The following is a 17,795-nucleotide window of genomic DNA, read 5'->3' as shown; positions in this document are numbered from 1 at the left end:
TCAGGAAAAAACTGCCGCGGCAACGAAAAAGGGCAAGGATTGCTCCTTACCCTCGTTCTTGCCATACCCTTGCGTGTCGCCCGTCAGGGCGGCCTTTATCAGGCTGGCGCCGTCACGTTTGGCGAGATGCCGCCCGTGCCGCTGTCGCCCGCATTGCGGCGTGGCGGAATGACTTTCGGTGGACGCGGCTCCAGGCCGGCCATGATGTCATTGATTTGCTCGGCATCGATGGTTTCCCATTCCAGCAAGGCTTTGGTCATCATTTCGACCTTGTCGCGGTTGCTTTCCAGCAAGGTGCGCGCCAAAGCATATTGCTTGTCGAGAATGTTGCGGATTTCAGCATCGACCTTTTGCTGGGTCGCTTCCGAGATCGTCTTGGTGGCGCCACCGAAGAAACCTTCGTTTTCGCTATCCTCGTAGACCATCACGCCCATGCTGTCGGACATGCCGAAGCGGGTCACCATGGAGCGGGCCAGCTTGGTGGCACGCGAGAAGTCGTTCGACGCGCCCGTGGACATTTGTCCCACGAAAATCTCTTCGGCGATACGGCCACCGAACAGGATGGAAATTTCTTCCAGCATCTTGTCCTTGTAGGCGGACAGATTGTCGTGTTCCGGCAGCTGCCACGTCAGGCCCAGGGCCCAGCCGCGCGGCATGATCGTGACTTTATGCACGGGATCGGCCTTCGGCAGCAGCTTGGCGACGACGGCGTGACCGGACTCATGGTAAGCCGTATTGCGACGCTCTTCCTCGCGGATGATCATCGATTTACGCTCAGGACCCATGTATATCTTGTCTTTCGCATCTTCGAAGTCGATCATTTCCACCAGGCGCTTGCTGCGGCGTGCCGCAAACAGGGCTGCCTCGTTGACCAGGTTGGCCAGGTCCGCACCCGAGAAACCAGGGGTGCCGCGGGCCAGGATATCGGCTTTCACGTCGGTACCGATAGGTACTTTGCGCATGTGCACGTTCAAGATCTGTTCGCGGCCGCGGATATCGGGCAAGCCGACGGACACCTGGCGGTCGAAACGGCCCGGACGCAGCAAGGCTTTGTCGAGCACGTCGGCGCGGTTGGTGGCGGCCACGACGATCACGCCGGAGTTCGCTTCAAAACCGTCCATCTCGACCAGCAACTGGTTCAAGGTCTGTTCGCGCTCGTCATTGCCGCCGCCCATGCCGGCACCGCGGTGACGGCCGACAGCGTCGATCTCGTCGATGAAGATAATGCATGGCGAATGCTTTTTCGCGTTTTCGAACATGTCGCGCACACGGCTGGCGCCCACGCCGACGAACATTTCCACGAAGTCGGAACCGGAAATCGAGAAGAACGGCACCTTGGCTTCACCGGCGATGGCGCGCGCCAGCAGGGTTTTACCCGTGCCAGGAGGACCGACCATCAACACGCCGCGGGGAATGCGGCCGCCCAGTTTCTGGAATTTGCTCGGATCCTTGAGGAAGTCGACCACTTCGTTGACTTCTTCTTTCGCCTCGTCGCAACCGGCGACATCGGCGAAGGTGACGGTGTTGCTGGCTTCATCCATCATGCGCGCCTTCGACTTGCCGAACGAGAATGCCCCGCCCTTGCCGCCGCCTTGCATCTGACGCATGAAGAATACCCACACGCCGATCAACAGCAGCATGGGGAACCAGGAAACAAAAATAGTTTGCAGGAAAGACGCTTCCTCAGGCGGACGCACATCGAAATGCACGCCATTGTCGCGCAGGTCGCCGATCAGGCCCTTGTCGAGGCTGGTGGCGGTGGTACGCACCTTGGTGTCGTCCATCAGCTTGGCGGTGATCGACGAACCTTCGATCACGACATCCTTGACGCGCTTGGCTTTGACTTCATCCAGCAAATCGGAATAAGCGATGGCCTTGCTGCCGCCTGTGGCGCCATGACTGTCGAATTGCTTGAACAGCATGAACAACAGCAGCAATACGACTACCCAGATGGCAGATTTGGAAAACATGTTATTCACGAAGACTCCTTGGATGCAGTGCGCATCTCTTTACCTATAGCTAGAAACACGATTTTACTCGCAATAAGCGGGCCGTGCCAAAGCCCGCCGATCCGTGCGCGCGAAAAAACCGCGTTCACGCAAAAAAAATGCAGTATAAACAATTTAGGCTTTTATACCATCAGACGCTACTGCACTTCTCGTTCCCATGTGCGGATTCCCTCTTAAATATCAAGGGCGGAATCATCTTCTTCAACGGCATTTTTCAGCGGATTCTTGATTCCACGGCCCATCAGGAAGATTTCCGACGATTTATCGCGGCTGGCCTTGGGCTTTTTCTGCACCACGACCTTGAATTCAGCGCGGAATTTCTCGACGATCTGGCTGAAACCCATGTCTTTGAAGCATTTCACCAGCAGCACGCCAGACGGCTTCAGGTGCAATTGCGAAAATTCGATGGCCAGGTCGATCAGATGCTCCATGCGCGCGGCGTCGGCCGTGGCAATGCCCGACAGGTTGGGCGCCATGTCCGACAGGACCAGATCGACCTTGCGGCCCTGCAACACCACTTCCAGCTGGCGCAGCACGCGCGCTTCGCGGAAGTCGCCCTGGATGAAGTGGAAATCGGCGATCGGTTCCATTTCCAGCATGTCCAGGCCAATCAGGGTACCATTGACCCCGCCGCCGTCCTTGCCGGCCAGCTTGCGCCGTGTGTACTGGGCCCAGCTGCCAGGAGTGCAACCAAGGTCGACAATCACCTGGCCAGGTTTGATCAGTTTTTCGTCTTCATCGATTTCTTTGAGCTTGTATGCTGCCCGGGCGCGGTAGCCCTCTTTTTGCGCCAACTTCACATATGGATCATTTATGTGGTCGTGCAACCAGTTTTTGTTTAATTTCTTCTTTGCCATTCGCGTAGAATACTGCTTTTAAGGGAATTACTAAATATTATTATGCTAAAACTTACACCCGTAGAGCGCAGCGCACTGCGCGCCGAAGCACACGCGCTGAAGCCTATCGTCATCATTGGCGAAGCGGGCTTGACACCTGCTGTCCTCAAAGAGATCGACCTTGGCCTGGATTCGCACGGTCTGATTAAAGTCCGCGTGTTCGGCGACGACCGCGAAGCCCGCGTCGGAATGTACGATACGATTTGCGGCAATCTCGGCGCCGCCCCGGTACAACATATTGGCAAACTGCTGGTAATCTACCGTCCGAAAAAAGAAGTGGTTAAGGAGAAGGTCAGCGCCGGCAAAGGCATGCGCGAAGTGACCATCGTCAAGGCCAGCGCCAGCGGCACCAAGCGCCCGAGCGTGACGAAAGTCATGATCAAGGGCAATGAGCGCGTTACCGAAGGCGGTTCCATCAAGCGTGCCAAGCCACGTCAGAAAAGCGCCAAGAAAAGCGCACTGGGCAGCAAGTAAGCCTGTCGTTCAGCAGCCGCAAGGCTGTTGAAACAAGAAGCGGAGCACGGGATCTTCCCTGCTCCGCTTTTTTATTGCAATTGCGCTTGTCGGATTACACGGCGCCAGGGCGCCGCTAATCCGACCTACGGCATCGATCGGTAGGTCGGATTAGCGCGCAGCGCGTAATCCGACACACACGGCAACAATTACTGCTGTTTCCAGATCAGCACGCCCGCCAGCAAGCTTTGCACGGCAAAGATCACGGTCGACACGCCATGCAGCATGCCGAAGCGGCTGCGCATGGCCTCGTCCATGATTCCCGACGGGGCTTGCGCCTTGAGTTCGGCCATCAGCGGCGAGATGCCGAAATGGCTGAGCAGCGCACACACGAGCATCGACAGCACCAGCGCCCCCAGCAGGCGGCGGCGCTTGAGTTCCAGCGCGCCGGGCGCCCATTGCAGCAAGGCCAGCAGTATCAAGGCGCAAACGATCGACAGCCAGGCCTCGGCGCGGAACATGCTGCCTGCGATATTGCCTGCCAGCACGCGGTCGCTCAAGGTAGCGAACAAGGTCGGCGCCACGATGAAGCCGATGGTCCACAAGCTGCCGGCCCACAGGGTGGCAACGAGGATGCGCACGCGGGCGAGCATCAGATGTACAGCACTTCCAGGATTTCGTATTCGCGCGGGCCGGACGGCGCCTGCACTTCCACCACGTCGCCGGCATACTTGCCGATCAGCGCGCGGGCGATCGGGGACGTCACGGACACCTTGTTCATTTTCAGGTCGGCTTCATCGAGTCCGACGATCTGGTACGTGACTTTCTGGCCCGATTCCAGGTCTTCCAGGTTCACGGTCGAGGCAAACACCACGCGGCCTTCCGCGTCCAGCGCGGTCGGGTCGATGATTTGCGCTGCGCCCAGCTTGCCTTCGAGTTCGGCGATGCGGCCTTCGACGAATGCCTGGCGTTCCTTGGCGGCATCGTATTCGGCGTTTTCCGACAGATCACCGTGCGAACGCGCTTCGGCGATCGCATCGATGACGATGCGGCGTTCCTTGGTCTTCAAATGATGCAGCTCTTCTTTCAAGAGTTCTGCGCCGTATTTGGTCAATGGGACTGAGGTCATGTTATCTCTACTATCTGCTAGTTATCGGCGCCGTTGCAGTGTGTTGCCACGTTTAACGGCCTTACCAAGTGAAAACCACAGAGGCCGCGCGCTGCTCTGCACGGAACTCTGTGGTTGATAAGCATGCAGTGTACCGCCTAACGGCGGTCACTGCAAATGGCACGCGGACTACGCTTGCTGCAGGGTCTTGTGCAGGCCTTGCAAATCGTACACACGCAGCTCATCCAGGTGACGGATGCCTTCGACGGCCGCTTCCGCGCCCGCGATGGTGGTGTAGGTCGTCACGCGCGACGCCAGGGCCGAGGTGCGGATAGCCCGCGAGTCGACGATGGCGCTGCGCTTTTCTTCCACGGTGTTGATCACCAGCACGATTTCATGGTTCTTGATCATGTCGACCACGTGCGGACGGCCTTCGATCACCTTGTTCACTGGCGTGACGGCGATGCCGGCGGCAGCGATCACGGCGGCGGTACCCTTGGTGGCGACCACGGTGAAACCGGACTCGACCAGATCACGCGCCACTTGCACGGCGCGCGGCTTGTCCGACGCTTTCACGCTGATGAAGACCTTGCCCGATTTTGGCAGGTTCACGCCGGCGCCCAGTTGCGATTTCACAAACGCTTCGCCGAACGTCAGGCCTACGCCCATGACTTCGCCCGTCGATTTCATTTCAGGGCCCAGGATGGTATCCACACCAGGGAACTTGACGAACGGGAACACGGCTTCCTTGACGCTGAAGTAAGGCGGCACGACTTCCTGCGTGATGCCTTGCGAGGCCAGCGATTGACCGACCATGCAGCGCGCGGCGATCTTCGCCAGTTGCAGACCGGTGGCTTTCGAGACGAAAGGCACGGTGCGCGACGCGCGCGGGTTCACTTCCAGCACGAAGACGACGTCTTTCATTTCGCCGTCGATCTCTTGCTTCTGGATCGCGAACTGCACGTTCATCAGGCCGACCACGTTCAAGCCCTTGGCCATCAGCGCCGTCTGGCGCTTCAGTTCTTCAATGGTTTCCGGCGCCAGCGAGTATGGTGGCAGCGAGCAAGCCGAGTCGCCCGAATGGACGCCAGCCTGTTCGATGTGTTCCATCACGCCGCCGATGAACGTCGTTTCGCCGTCGGAGATGCAATCGACGTCGCACTCGATGGCGTCGTTCAGGAAGCGGTCCAGCAGCACCGGCGAATCATGCGAGACCTTGACGGCTTCGCGCATGTAGCGCTCGAGGTCGCGTTGCTCGTGGACGATTTCCATGGCGCGGCCACCGAGCACGTACGATGGACGCACGACCAGCGGGTAACCGATTTCCTGCGCCAGCGCCAGAGCGTCGGCTTCCGTACGCGCGGTGCGGTTAGGCGGCTGGCGCAGTTCCAGCTTGTGCAGCATTTGCTGGAAACGCTCGCGGTCTTCGGCCGCATCGATCATGTCAGGCGAGGTGCCGATGATCGGCACGCCATTCGCTTCCAGGTCCAGCGCCAGTTTCAAAGGCGTCTGGCCGCCGTACTGCACGATCACGCCGACCGGTTTTTCGATGGCGACGATTTCCAGCACGTCTTCCAGGGTCAGCGATTCGAAGTACAAACGGTCCGAGGTATCGTAGTCGGTCGACACGGTTTCCGGGTTGCAATTGACCATGATGGTTTCGTAGCCGTCTTCGCGCATGGCGAGGGCAGCGTGGACGCAGCAATAGTCAAACTCGATACCCTGGCCGATACGGTTCGGGCCACCGCCCAGCACCATGATCTTTTTCTTGTCGGTCGGGTTCGATTCGCACTCTTCGTCGTACGTGGAATACATGTACGCCGTGTCGGTCGAGAACTCGGCCGCGCAGGTGTCGACGCGCTTGTAGACGGGACGGATGTTCAGCGCATGGCGCTGCTGACGCACGGCCGTGTCGGTCGTCTGCAGCAAAAAGCCCAGGCGGCGGTCCGAGAAGCCCTTCTGTTTCAACTTGTACAGGGTGTTCTTGTCCAGGTTTTCCAGCTTCTGCGTATCGAGCCACAGTTCCAGGTCGACGATTTCCTTGATCTGGATCAGGAACCATGGGTCGATCTTGGTCAGCTGATGCACTTCTTCCAGGGTGAAACCCTGGGCAAACGCGTCGCCCACGTACCAGATGCGCTCAGGACCAGGCTCGCCCAGTTCTTCTTCGATCTTTTCGCGGTCCTTGGTCTTCTCGTTCATGCCGTCCACGCCCACTTCCAGGCCGCGCAAGGCTTTCTGGAACGATTCCTGGAAGGTACGGCCGATCGCCATCACTTCGCCGACGGATTTCATCTGCGTCGTCAGGTGGTGGTCGGCGGTCGGGAATTTCTCGAAAGTGAAACGGGGGATCTTCGTGACGACGTAATCGATCGACGGTTCGAACGATGCCGGCGTGGCGCCGCCCGTGATTTCATTGCGCAGCTCGTCCAGGGTGAAACCGACGGCCAGCTTGGCGGCGATCTTGGCGATCGGGAAGCCCGTCGCTTTCGATGCCAGGGCCGACGAACGCGATACGCGCGGGTTCATCTCGATGACGATCATGCGGCCATCGACCGGGTTGATCGAAAATTGCACGTTCGAACCGCCCGTGTCGACGCCGATCTCGCGCAGCACTGCCAGACTGGCATTGCGCATGATCTGGTATTCCTTGTCCGTCAGGGTTTGCGCAGGCGCCACCGTGATGGAGTCGCCCGTGTGCACGCCCATCGGGTCGAGGTTTTCGATCGAGCAGATGATGATGCAGTTGTCCGCCTTGTCGCGCACCACTTCCATCTCGTACTCTTTCCAGCCCAACAACGATTCTTCGATCAGCAGCTCTTTCGTCGGCGAAGCTTCCAGGCCGCGCTTGCAGATGGTTTCGAATTCTTCTTCGTTATAGGCGATGCCGCCGCCGGAACCGCCCATGGTGAACGATGGACGGATGATGGTCGGGAAGCCCAGGGTGCGCTGCACGGCCCACGATTCTTCCATCGAGTGCGCCACGCCGGAACGTGCCGAACCGAGGCCGATCTTGGTCATCGCGTCCTTGAACTTGGAACGGTCTTCCGCCTTGTCGATGGCTTCCGGCGACGCGCCGATCAGCTCAACGTTGTATTTCGCCAGCACGCCATTGTTGAACAGGTCCAGCGCGCAGTTCAGCGCCGTCTGGCCGCCCATCGTCGGCAGGATCGCGTCAGGACGCTCCTTGGCGATGATGCGTTCAACGACCGACCAGGTGATCGGCTCGATGTAGGTGACGTCGGCCATTTCCGGATCCGTCATGATGGTCGCAGGGTTGCTGTTGACCAGGATGACTTTGTAGCCCTCTTCGCGCAGGGCCTTGCACGCTTGCGCGCCGGAATAATCGAATTCGCAGGCCTGGCCGATCACGATCGGGCCAGCGCCAATAATCAGAATACTTTTAATATCTAAACGTTTAGGCATTTTTCTTTTTCTCCTCCGCAGCCATCAAGTTGATGAAGCGGTCAAACAGGTAAGCAACATCCATCGGGCCCGGCGACGCTTCAGGGTGGCCCTGGAAGCAGAAGGCCGGCTTGTCCGTGCGGGCAAAGCCCTGCAGGGAACCGTCGAACAGCGATTCATGGGTCACGCGGCAATTCGCGGGCAGAGTTGCCGCGTCGACTGCGAAACCGTGGTTTTGCGAGGTAATCAAGACCTGTTTCGTTTCCAGGTCCTGCACCGGGTGGTTGGCGCCGTGGTGGCCGAACTTCATCTTCAAGGTTTTCGCGCCGGAAGCGATCGCCATGATCTGGTGGCCGAGGCAGATGCCGAAGGTCGGGATGCCCTTCTCGATCAGTTCCTTGGTGGCCGCGATCGCGTAGTCGCACGGTTCCGGGTCGCCGGGGCCGTTCGACAGGAAGATGCCGTCCGGATTCAGTGCCAGGGCGTCGGCGGCCGTCGCTTGCGCAGGCAGCACGGTGACTTTGCAGCCGCGCGCCGTCAGCATGCGCAGGATGTTGCGCTTGACGCCATAGTCGAAGGCGACCACGTGGTATTTCGCGTCGGCATCGGCCAGCTGGCCATAGCCTGCACCCAGGGTCCATTCCGTTTCGCGGTACTCATAGGCATCCTTGCTTGAGACTACCTTGGCCAGGTCCATGCCGGCCAGGCCGGGGAAGGAGCGGGCCAGTTCCAGCGCTTGCGCGGCGGATGGCTCGTTGCCTTGCGTACCGACGAGGATGGCGCCGCCCTGCGCACCTTTTTCACGCAGGATGCGCGTGAGCTTGCGTGTATCGATGCCGGCGATGGCGACGATATTTTCAGCTTTCAGGTAATCGGACAGGGAGAGGGTGGAACGGAAATTGGATGCCAGCAATGGCAGATCGCGGATGATGAGGCCAGCGGCGTGTACCTTGGAAGATTCGACGTCTTCCGGGTTGACGCCCGTATTGCCGATATGCGGATAGGTCAGGGTGACCATCTGGCGGCAATAGCTTGGGTCGGTAAGGATTTCCTGATACCCGGTCATCGAGGTGTTGAAAACAACCTCGCCCGTGGTATGACCGGCGGCACCGATCGAAAAACCTTTAAAGATCGTTCCATCAGCAAGCGCTAATATGGCTGGAACGGCAGGGCCAGAAAAAAATGGCGGCAAGGGCAACTCCTGATAAAGTTACCGTAGCTGCGCCACGTCAGACCGACCGCCTAGATACCCGAGCCAGATGCACTCAGGGTGTTTCAACGGTCATTTTGAATGAGGGGATGGGTAGTCGCTACGGTATATGTGTGATTGGCTAAACCTTTGAATTATAACCAAAAGGAAGCTTTTCCACAAGGAAGAAAATACAGAAGGCCCGGCATTTTTTTTGCGCAGCAGCATAAATCTTGCACCCCATGAAAAAAGCCGCCCGGCGTGCGCGGAGCGGCTTGCAAAGCAATATCGGTTACTACTTACACTAAGGCCGCAATGCCTGCCTTGGCGATTTGAGCGTCCTCGGCGGATTTCACGCCCGAGACGCCGACGGCGCCCACGTAGTGGCCATCGAACACGATGGGCACGCCGCCTTCGAGCAAGCCGTCGATTTCCGGCGCGCTCAGGAACGACACGCGGCCACCATTGATCATCTCTTCGTAGATGCGCGATTCGCGGCGGCCCAGCGCGGCCGTCTTGGCTTTCGATGGGGCGATGTGCGACGAGATCGGCGCCACGCCATCCATGCGCTGCAGCCACAGCAGGTGGCCGCCGTCGTCGACGATGGCGATCGTGACCGCCCAGTTATTCTTGACCGCTTCCGCTTCGGCGGCGGCAGCGATTTTCTTTACGTCGTCCAGGGTCAAAATCGGTTTCGATTGCATGGTGCATCCTTGTTATGTTGAAACAAAATTGTATACGAAATGCGGCAGGCAACCAGCCCTTACTGCTCGCGTTTGGCTTTCAGCTTTTGCTTGAGCTGCGCCATCACGGCAAAGGTCGCCTGCTCGCCCGCCAGGATGGCCTGGTTGCGGCTGTTGAAATCGTTGCCCTTCATGGTGCCCAGGCTGGGCTGGATCACCACGTCCGCATCTTTCAATTCAAACTGATTGATGCGCTGGCCCATGATGGCGAACGTCTGCATCAATACTTCCATCGAGCTGATGGCTTTCTGGGTATCCGTTTGCGACGAAATATTCACGGCGATGATGAAATCGGCGCCCATGTCGCGCGCGAAGCGCACGGGCACGGGAGCGACGAGGCCGCCATCGACATAGGTGTGGCCGGCAATCGTCACGGGCTGGAACACGCCGGGCACGGCCGACGAGGCGCGCACGGCCATGCCGGTGTTACCGCGCTGGAACAGGATCGGCTGGCCATTTTTCAGATCGGTCGCCACCACGCCGAATGGAATCTTGAGTTTTTCCAGCGGCACGCCGCCGACAGCCTTGTTGACATAGCTTTGCAGCGCTTCGCCTTTCAGCACGCCGGACGACTTGCCGAACAGGGGCAAGGCCCAGTCGGAAATGGCCGCCTCGTCCATGTCGAACGCCATCTTTTGCAAGGCAAAGCCGGAGTTGCCTGCCGCATACATGGCGCCCACCACGCTGCCGGCGCTGGTGCCGGTGACGATATCGGCCTGGATACCCTGCGACTCGAGCGCCTTGATCACGCCGATATGCGCGAAACCGCGCGCCGCGCCGCCGCCCAGGGCCAGGCCGATCTTGATCTTGCGCGGCGTGACGACGATGGGTTCGGGCGGCGTCAATACTTGTATCGGTTTCGGGGCGGTGGTATCGCAGCCGGCCAGCACGAAGGCGGCCAGGGCAAGCAGGGTCAGGCGTTTAGGGAACATGGTGGAGAGGGGAAACCGCGCGCGGCAGTGGCAATAAAGGAGAGCCGATTGTAGCGCAAGCGGGGCCGCCCGCACTGAAGCCCGTCTTAAATGTTTGCAAATGACAATGTTCCGAACCGTGCGCACCCCTGCGGCTGCTAGACTGGCGCCTGGTTTACCACCTCCCCACCTCCATTTGGCGACTCATGAAAACAGACCAGTTCCGCCTCATCGCTCCTCCATGCTTGCTCGTTGCCGCCCTGCTGGGTGCGGCCTGCGCCAACGCCACTCCCATCGCGACAAAAATGGTGGGCTTTACATGTACGGGGAAGCTGCAGATACCCAATGATCAGGAGGAGCACACGATTGAGCTCAGCTTCGACGCCCCCGACCAGCACGGCGCGCAAGGCACCCACCTGGTTGACGGGCGCGGCAAAGCAGGCAACTTTTACGGCTGCCGGCAAAGCGGCGACAGCCTGTCTTGCACATACGACGCAGGGCCGGCCAGCGGCCCGCTGACCATGCGCTTTACTGGCAACTTGACGCAGGTAAAGGGCGAGTTCAATTCCCCTTTTGAAAACAGTGCCACCATGCAATTTTCCGCACGCTGCCAAAAATCGGCGCCGTAGCGGCGTCCAGTCCATTTTGCCGAAACGGACCTGCGGAACTTGCTCAAGGAAATAGTATGAATCGACAAGCCCTCGTGACAATCGACTTGAGCGAGATCAACTCGCCGCGCCAGCTGCATGCGGCCCTGGCTACCGCGCTGGCGTTCCCTTCCTTCTATGGCATGAACTGGGATGCGTTCTGGGATGCCGTCACGGGCCTGGTGGACATGCCGCAACAGATCGAGCTGCGCGGGTGGACAGCCTTTGCTGCACGCCTGCCCCACGATGCGGCCATCCTGCAGCGCATCCTGGCGCGCATCCTGGCGCGCATGACGCAGGAAATGCCCGACGAGGCAGCGCATGTGCTTTACATGTAGCACGGAAACGCTTGACAGCCCGGCCCGACTTCCCTTACATTGAGTGCATGTCCTCCTTCAAACATCCATCCCCTTCCCTGCTGTCGCTATCGCGACTACACCTAGCACGCGCATAAGTTTGCCGCTTTGCTTCGCCTGGCCACACGCCGGCGTGTTTCAAAAACCCTGGAAGGTTTGATGATGTTTGCACCATCCCCATTCGTACACGTAATCCCCACTGCGACCGCCCCTGCTGGCATCGCAGCCGCTCTGCTACCGCTACCGATCGCTTGCCTGGCCTAGTGTCTCGTGGCCGCCCGGCAAGCTTGCGCCACAACCATTGATTTCCCCCTATTTTCAGGAGTACCCGATCATGATGTTGCAAAACCCAGCTTCCAAATACCGCGCCTTTCCTCCAGTTAAATTGACCGACCGTCAATGGCCGAACCAGATCATCAGCAAACCGCCGATCTGGATGAGCACCGACTTGCGTGACGGCAACCAGTCGCTGATCGAGCCGATGAGCGCGGAAAAGAAGCTGCGGTTCTTCGAGATGCTGATCGCCATCGGCTTGAAGGAAATCGAAGTGGGTTTCCCATCGGCATCGCAGACGGATTTCGATTTTGTACGCAAGCTCGTCGATGAAGGCCGCATCCCGGACGACGTCACCATCATCGTGCTGACACAGTCGCGTGAAGAATTGATACGCCGCACGGTGGAATCCGTCGTCGGCGCCAAGCGCGCCATCGTCCACCTGTACAACTCCGTGGCGCCCGTGTTCCGCAAGGTCGTGTTCGGCATGTCGCGCGAAGAGATCACGAATATCGCCACCACCGGCACCACCCTCGTCAAACAGCTGGTGGCCCAGCATCCGCAAACGGAATGGGGCTTTGAATACACGCCGGAATCGTTCTCGACCACGGAACTCGATTTCTCCAAGCATATCTGCGACGCCGTCAGCGCCATCTGGAAGCCGACGCCCGCCAACAAGATGATCATCAACCTGCCATCGACGGTGGAATGCAGCACGCCCAACGTGTATGCGGACCAGATCGAATGGATGTCGCGCAAGCTGGCGCGCCGCGATTCCATCATCATCAGCGTACACCCGCATAACGACCGCGGCACGGCCGTCGCGTCGGCCGAGCTGGCCGTGATGGCGGGCGCCGACCGCGTGGAAGGCTGCTTGTTTGGCAATGGCGAGCGCACGGGCAACGTCGACCTGGTGACGTTGGCGATGAACTTGTACACGCAAGGCGTGCACCCGGGCCTCGATTTCTCCGACATCGACAGCGTGCGCAAATGCGTGGAAGAGTGCAACCAGTTGCCCGTCCACCCGCGCCACCCGTATGCGGGCGACCTGGTATTTACGGCCTTCTCCGGCTCGCACCAGGATGCGATCAAGAAAGGTTTCGCCAAGCAACAACCGGACAGCATCTGGGAAGTGCCGTACTTGCCGATCGACCCGGCCGACCTGGGCCGCAGCTACGACGCCGTGATCCGCGTCAACAGCCAGTCCGGCAAGGGCGGCATGGCGTACTTGCTGGAACAGGAATACGGCCTGGTCTTGCCGCGCCGCCTGCAGATCGAATTCTCGCGCGCCGTGCAAGCGGTGGCCGACGCCACAGGCCGCGAAATCGCCGCGCAGGATATCCATGAAATCTTCCAGCAGGAATACCTGGAGCAGACGGCGCCGTACTCCTACGCTTCGCACCGCATGGTGGAAGACACGAGCAGCGATGAGTCCGTGCAGATCGACATCAGCCTGTCGCACCGCCAGACGCCGCTGGCCCTGCAAGGCGGCGGCAACGGCCCCATCGATGCCTTCGTCAACGCGCTCGGTCTCGACATCAAGCTGATGGATTACCATGAGCACTCGATCGGCTCCGGCGCCAATGCGCAAGCGGCTTGCTATGTGGAATTGCGCCTCGATAACGGCCCTACCCTGTTCGGCGCCGCCATCGACAGCAATATCGTCACCGCCTCGTTCAAGGCCGTCTTGTCGGCCGTGAACCGCCGCATCAAGCAGACGGACGCCGAAAAAACAACAGCGGCCGACGTGGCTGCCAGCGCCGCCTGAACACGGATCAAGCATCGCTCATAGGGAGAAAAAGCGGTACGGCTTGATCGCCGTGCCGCTTTTTCATTTCTATAAGGCAATTAGTAGTGCAAATCAGGTATCGCCAGCCGTATAATCATTTCATAACAAGACCACCGGAGACAGATCACTAGCTACCGAGGGAATCAGTATGAAATTGACGGATATGAAGATAGGTGTGCGCCTGGGCGCCGGTTTTGGCGTGGTGCTGCTGCTGATGGCAGTGCTGGTGGGCACGGGCCTTTTCCGGCTGGACAAGATCGGCGCGCTCAGCGAAGCCATCATCGAGAAAGACTGGGCCAAGGCCGACGCCATCGCCACCATCCGCAGCACCACGCGTTCGAATGCGGCACTGGTGCTGGAACTGTTCATCCATGAAGATCCGGCCCGCGCCAACGCCATCCACGGCGAAATCGACGCCAACAAGGCCACCATCACCGATGCGCTGACCATCCTCGACCGCCTGATCGTGCTGCCTGAAGGCAAGGAACTGCTGGCCACGCTGAAGCAGCAGCGCAAGGCCTATGTCGTCTCGTTCAGCCAGGCCGACAAGCTGCTGGTGGCGGGACAGCGCGCGGAAGCGGCCACGCACGTGCGCGACGACACCCTGCCCGCCCTGAACCAGTTGCAAAAGACCGTGAACCGCCTGAATGAAATCCAGCGCGGCGTCGTCGTGCATGGCGGCCAGCAAATCCAGCAGAATATTTCCGCAGCCAATGTGCTGATGGCCAGCCTGGGCACGGCCGCCCTGCTGCTGGGCGTGCTCTTTGCCTGGCGGGTGACGCGCTCGATCACCACGCCGATCGCCTACGCCCTGCGCGTGGCGCAAGCGGTGGCCGGAGGCGACTTGAGCAGCAAGATTGTGGCCGACGGCAAGGATGAAGCGGGCCAGCTGCTGCAAGCGCTGCGCGACATGAACACCAACCTGGCCACCCTGGTGGGGCAAGTGCGCGGCGGCACGGGCACCATTGCCGTCGCGTCGAGCCAGATCGCCAGCGGCAATGCCGACCTGTCGGCCCGCACGGAAGCGCAGGCCAGCGCGCTGGAAGAGACAGCCTCGTCGATGATCGAACTGACGGGCACCGTGCGCAGCAACAGCGACAATGCGCGCCAGGCCGACAGCCTGGCCCGCTCGGCGTCGGCCATCGCCCAGCGCGGCGGCTCGGCCATGGCGGAAGTGGTCGGCACCATGGACGCCATCAATGCATCGTCGCGCAAGATCGTCGACATCATCGCCGTCATTGACGGCATCGCTTTCCAGACGAATATCCTCGCCCTGAATGCGGCAGTCGAGGCAGCGCGTGCCGGCGAGCAAGGACGCGGCTTTGCCGTGGTAGCCTCCGAAGTGCGCAACCTGGCACAACGCTCGGCCGCGGCGGCCAAGGAAATCAAGGAACTGATCGCCGACTCCGTCGACCGGGTTGGCCAGGGCGCGCAGCTGGTCAGCCAGGCGGGCGCCACGATGGATGAAGTGGTGGCCAGCGTGGGCCGGGTCAGCGCCATCGTCGGTGAAATCAGCGTCGCCAACCACGAGCAAAGCGAAGGCATCGAGCAGATCAATGCCGCCATCATGCAGATGGACCAGACGACGCAGCAAAACGCGGCCCTCGTCGAGGAAGCGGCCGCGGCGGCGGCGGCCATGCATGAACAGGCGGGCGAACTGGAAACCCTCGTCAGCCAGTTCAAGCTGGAACAGAACGCCGGAGGCAAAGCGCCGCCACCTGCCGTCCCGCGCTTGCACTAAGCCGATTACTCCACCTGGCGTGCCAGGCGGATGCCGGAAAATTGCCAGCGCGCGCCGGCCGGGAAGAAATTGCGGTAGCTGGCACGCGCATGGCCGGCCGGCGTGGCGCAGGACGAGCCGCGCAGCACATACTGGTTCAGCATGAACTTGCCGTTGTATTCACCGAGCGCCCCGGGCGCCGTGCGGTAGCCCGGATACGGCGCGTAGCTGCTGCTGGTCCACTGCCAGCAGTGGCCGAACATCTGCCGCAATCCCGTTCCCGGCGCGCCCGCCGCTGGATGCAGCTGGCCAACTTCCACGGCGGTGCCTTGCGCCGCCAGCTCCCACTCCGCTTCCGTCGGCAGGCGCGCGCCAGCCCAGTGCGCATAGGCATCCGCCTCGAACAGGGACAGATGCGTGGCCGGCGCCTGCAGGTCGAGCGGGCGCAAGCCGAACAAGGTGAATTCCTGCCAGTGTCCGGCATCATCGCGCTGCCAGTACAGCAGACACTCGAGCTGCTGGCTGCGTACCCAGTCCCAGCCTTCGGCCAGCCACAAATGCGCCGTGCGGTAGCCGCCCGCCTCGATGAAGGCGAGATATTCGCCATTCGTCACCAGCGCGCTGGCCAGTTCGAACGGCGCCACGTATTGCGGGTGGCGCGGCAATTCATTGTCGAAACAAAAGCCATCGCCCGCATGGCCTATCTGCGCCAGGCCGCCGTCGAACGCCAGCCAGGCCGTCGGCTGCACGTGTTCTTGCGCCGGCGCAGGCGCAGTGTCAAGGTAAGCGGGAAACAGGGCGCTCTGCGCGAGCAGGTGCTTGACGTCCGTCAACAGCAACTCCTGGTGCTGCTGCTCATGCTCGAGGCCCAGCGCCAGCAGCATGGTCAGCCGTTCGCGCTCCTCGCGCGCCAGTTCGCCCGCCAGCAGGCGCGCGATGCGCGCATCGACGTTGGCGCGGTAAGCGCGCACCTGTGCCATGCCGGGGCGCGTCAGCAAGCCCCGCTGGGCGCGCGGGTGCTTCTCGCCCACGCCGTTGTAATACGAGTTGAACAGCACGCGGAAGGCCGGGTGAAAGGGCGCGAACGCCGCTTCCATGCTTTCCAGAATAAACGTTTCGAAAAACCAGGTCGTATGCGCGAGATGCCATTTCACGGGACTGGCGTCCGGCATCGACTGGGCACCGCAATCCTCGTCGGACAGCGGTTCGGCCAGCAGCAGCGAGTGCTGGCGCACCTTGTTGTAGTGATCGATCAGCATCTTTTTCTTAGTCCCTGATCACGCGTGCGTAAATCACGGCAAACCACTGCTGCGGGTCCGTCCAGACTTGCACAGTGGAAAACCCGGCCTGCTCCAGCAAGCCGACGAAGCTGGCGCGCGTGTATTTGTAGCTGTCTTCCGTATGGATACGCTCGCCTTTCGCGAAACGCCGCTGGCCGCCTTTCCAATGGACAAGCTGCTCGCTGCGCGCTTCCAGGTGCATTTCGACGCGGCGCTCGTCGGCGTTGAAAAAGCCGTGGTGCTGCCACGCGCGCACGTCGAAGTCGGCGCCGATCAGGCCGTTCACGTGGCGCAGCATGTTCAGGTTGAAGGCAGCCGTGACGCCCAGCGCATCGTCATAGGCGGCGTCGAGGATGGCGTCGTCCTTGATCAGGTCGACGCCGATCAGCAGGCCGCCATCGCCGTCCGCATTCGCGCGCAGGCGGCGCAAAAAGGCGGTCGCTTGCTCAGGCGCAAAATTGCCGATCGACGAGCCGGGGTAGAAGAACAGGCGCCGCGCGTCGCGCACGCTGTCGGGCAAGTCCAGGCGGCTGGAGAAATCCAGGCCCAGACCCGTCATCTCGATGTGCGGAAAGCGCTGCTGCAGCCGGCTCAGCGATTCACTGAGGAAATCGTAGGAAATATCCACGGCCACGTACTGGGCCGGATGCAGCAGCGGAAACAGGCTGGCGGCCTTGGCGCAATTGCCCGCGCCCAAGTCGATCAGGGTGCTGCCCGGCCCCACGGCGTGCGCGATCTCGGCGCCGTGACGGGCGAAGATGGCCGCTTCCGTGCGCGTCGGATAGTACTCAGGCAAGGCGCAGATGGCTTCGAACAGTTTCGAACCGAGCGCGTCGTACAGGTATTTGGGCGAGGTCCAGGCATCGCGCGCCAGCAGGCCGCTGCTGATCTCGGCTATCGTGGCAGGAGTGGCGCTGGCCGCTTCTGCGTTGCTGGCGGGATACAAATTGGACTGCTGTTGCGCAAGTGGCATGGTCATGGGCTGGCGTCGTCAATATTAGGTTCACGAAGGGCTT

15 protein-coding genes are annotated in these 17,795 nt (G+C 60.6%); 5 read left to right on the top strand and 10 right to left on the bottom strand.

Annotation, left to right across the window (positions count from 1 at the left end; genetic code table 11):
* Positions 1-98 precede the first annotated feature (98 nt).
* Positions 99-1,979: an ATP-dependent zinc metalloprotease FtsH gene (ftsH, locus tag AC54AG_RS16105; protein ID WP_034757438.1), complete on the bottom strand. Its 1,881-nt coding sequence runs from the start codon at positions 1,977-1,979 to the stop codon at positions 99-101.
* Between the two features lie 203 nt (positions 1,980-2,182).
* The gene (locus AC54AG_RS16100) at positions 2,183-2,866 is read right to left on the bottom strand and encodes an RlmE family RNA methyltransferase (RefSeq protein WP_034757436.1); all 684 of its coding nucleotides are present in this window, start codon (positions 2,864-2,866) and stop codon (positions 2,183-2,185) included.
* A 42-nt stretch (positions 2,867-2,908) separates the two neighbouring features.
* Here AC54AG_RS16100 and AC54AG_RS16095 point away from each other — a divergent pair, with 42 nt between their 5' ends.
* Positions 2,909-3,379, top strand: coding sequence for a YhbY family RNA-binding protein (locus AC54AG_RS16095; protein WP_010397237.1), 471 nt, complete (start codon positions 2,909-2,911; stop codon positions 3,377-3,379).
* A 188-nt stretch (positions 3,380-3,567) separates the two neighbouring features.
* On the opposite strand, the gene AC54AG_RS16090 is transcribed toward AC54AG_RS16095, so the two are convergent.
* From AC54AG_RS16090 to AC54AG_RS16065, 6 genes are all read right to left on the bottom strand, one after another.
* The gene (locus AC54AG_RS16090; protein ID WP_331777799.1) at positions 3,568-4,011 is read right to left on the bottom strand and encodes a DUF4149 domain-containing protein; all 444 of its coding nucleotides are present in this window, start codon (positions 4,009-4,011) and stop codon (positions 3,568-3,570) included.
* A complete protein-coding gene (gene greA, locus AC54AG_RS16085) occupies positions 4,011-4,487 on the bottom strand; it encodes a transcription elongation factor GreA (RefSeq protein ID WP_034757428.1) in 477 nt (158 codons plus the stop codon). Before greA ends, AC54AG_RS16090 begins: the two co-directional genes overlap by 1 nt.
* Before the next feature lie 168 nt (positions 4,488-4,655).
* Entirely contained in the window at positions 4,656-7,892 is a 3,237-nt protein-coding gene (carB, locus tag AC54AG_RS16080) for a carbamoyl-phosphate synthase large subunit (RefSeq protein WP_034757425.1), read from the bottom strand.
* The gene (gene carA, locus AC54AG_RS16075) at positions 7,885-9,063 is read right to left on the bottom strand and encodes a glutamine-hydrolyzing carbamoyl-phosphate synthase small subunit (protein WP_034757422.1); all 1,179 of its coding nucleotides are present in this window, start codon (positions 9,061-9,063) and stop codon (positions 7,885-7,887) included. The genes carB and carA overlap by 8 nt, the downstream gene beginning before the upstream one ends.
* A 296-nt stretch (positions 9,064-9,359) precedes the next feature.
* Complete coding sequence (locus tag AC54AG_RS16070; RefSeq protein WP_034757420.1) at positions 9,360-9,764, bottom strand: GlcG/HbpS family heme-binding protein; 405 nt, start codon at positions 9,762-9,764, stop codon at positions 9,360-9,362.
* Positions 9,765-9,823: 59 nt separating this feature from the next.
* Entirely contained in the window at positions 9,824-10,735 is a 912-nt protein-coding gene (locus tag AC54AG_RS16065; protein ID WP_034757417.1) for a patatin-like phospholipase family protein, read from the bottom strand.
* Positions 10,736-10,959: 224 nt separating this feature from the next.
* Here AC54AG_RS16065 and AC54AG_RS16060 point away from each other — a divergent pair, with 224 nt between their 5' ends.
* From AC54AG_RS16060 to AC54AG_RS16045, 4 genes are all read left to right on the top strand, one after another.
* Positions 10,960-11,343 carry a hypothetical protein gene (locus AC54AG_RS16060; protein WP_331777798.1) on the top strand — a complete coding sequence of 128 codons (384 nt, stop codon included), beginning with the start codon at positions 10,960-10,962 and terminating at the stop codon, positions 11,341-11,343.
* A gap of 56 nt (positions 11,344-11,399) precedes the next feature.
* Positions 11,400-11,699, top strand: coding sequence for a barstar family protein (locus AC54AG_RS16055; protein WP_496630922.1), 300 nt, complete (start codon positions 11,400-11,402; stop codon positions 11,697-11,699).
* A gap of 352 nt (positions 11,700-12,051) precedes the next feature.
* Complete coding sequence (gene leuA, locus AC54AG_RS16050; protein ID WP_331777796.1) at positions 12,052-13,758, top strand: 2-isopropylmalate synthase; 1,707 nt, start codon at positions 12,052-12,054, stop codon at positions 13,756-13,758.
* Between the two features lie 169 nt (positions 13,759-13,927).
* On the top strand, positions 13,928-15,520 hold the full coding sequence (locus tag AC54AG_RS16045) for a methyl-accepting chemotaxis protein (protein WP_331777795.1): 1,593 nt from the start codon (positions 13,928-13,930) through the stop codon (positions 15,518-15,520).
* Positions 15,521-15,525: 5 nt separating this feature from the next.
* Here the strand turns inward: AC54AG_RS16045 and egtB are convergent, their stop codons facing one another.
* Together egtB and egtD are read right to left on the bottom strand one after the other, a co-directional pair.
* Positions 15,526-16,758 (bottom strand): ergothioneine biosynthesis protein EgtB, encoded by a 1,233-nt coding sequence (gene egtB / locus AC54AG_RS16040; RefSeq protein WP_331777794.1) that lies wholly within the window; start codon positions 16,756-16,758, stop codon positions 15,526-15,528.
* Positions 16,759-16,765: 7 nt separating this feature from the next.
* Complete coding sequence (gene egtD, locus AC54AG_RS16035; protein ID WP_319992753.1) at positions 16,766-17,758, bottom strand: L-histidine N(alpha)-methyltransferase; 993 nt, start codon at positions 17,756-17,758, stop codon at positions 16,766-16,768.
* Positions 17,759-17,795: the final 37 nt, after the last annotated feature.

The organism is Janthinobacterium sp. BCJ23 (assembly GCF_059617945.1).
Note: the sequence above shows the minus strand (reverse complement) of the source record. Positions and strands in the feature narration are given on the sequence as shown.

Excerpts from the sequence above, each read along its gene's own strand:
- greA (WP_034757428.1), bottom strand. The coding sequence starts at position 4,487 with ATGACCTCAGTCCCATTGACCAAATACGGCGCAGAACTCTTGAAAGAA.
- AC54AG_RS16070 (WP_034757420.1), bottom strand. The coding sequence starts at position 9,764 with ATGCAATCGAAACCGATTTTGACCCTGGACGACGTAAAGAAAATCGCT.
- egtB (WP_331777794.1), bottom strand. The coding sequence starts at position 16,758 with ATGCTGATCGATCACTACAACAAGGTGCGCCAGCACTCGCTGCTGCTG.
- AC54AG_RS16045 (WP_331777795.1), top strand. The coding sequence starts at position 13,928 with ATGAAATTGACGGATATGAAGATAGGTGTGCGCCTGGGCGCCGGTTTT.
- AC54AG_RS16095 (WP_010397237.1), top strand. The coding sequence starts at position 2,909 with ATGCTAAAACTTACACCCGTAGAGCGCAGCGCACTGCGCGCCGAAGCA.
- egtD (WP_319992753.1), bottom strand. The coding sequence starts at position 17,758 with ATGACCATGCCACTTGCGCAACAGCAGTCCAATTTGTATCCCGCCAGC.
- AC54AG_RS16055 (WP_496630922.1), top strand. The coding sequence starts at position 11,400 with ATGAATCGACAAGCCCTCGTGACAATCGACTTGAGCGAGATCAACTCG.
- leuA (WP_331777796.1), top strand. The coding sequence starts at position 12,052 with ATGATGTTGCAAAACCCAGCTTCCAAATACCGCGCCTTTCCTCCAGTT.
- carB (WP_034757425.1), bottom strand. The coding sequence starts at position 7,892 with ATGCCTAAACGTTTAGATATTAAAAGTATTCTGATTATTGGCGCTGGC.
- AC54AG_RS16065 (WP_034757417.1), bottom strand. The coding sequence starts at position 10,735 with ATGTTCCCTAAACGCCTGACCCTGCTTGCCCTGGCCGCCTTCGTGCTG.
- AC54AG_RS16100 (WP_034757436.1), bottom strand. The coding sequence starts at position 2,866 with ATGGCAAAGAAGAAATTAAACAAAAACTGGTTGCACGACCACATAAAT.
- AC54AG_RS16090 (WP_331777799.1), bottom strand. The coding sequence starts at position 4,011 with ATGCTCGCCCGCGTGCGCATCCTCGTTGCCACCCTGTGGGCCGGCAGC.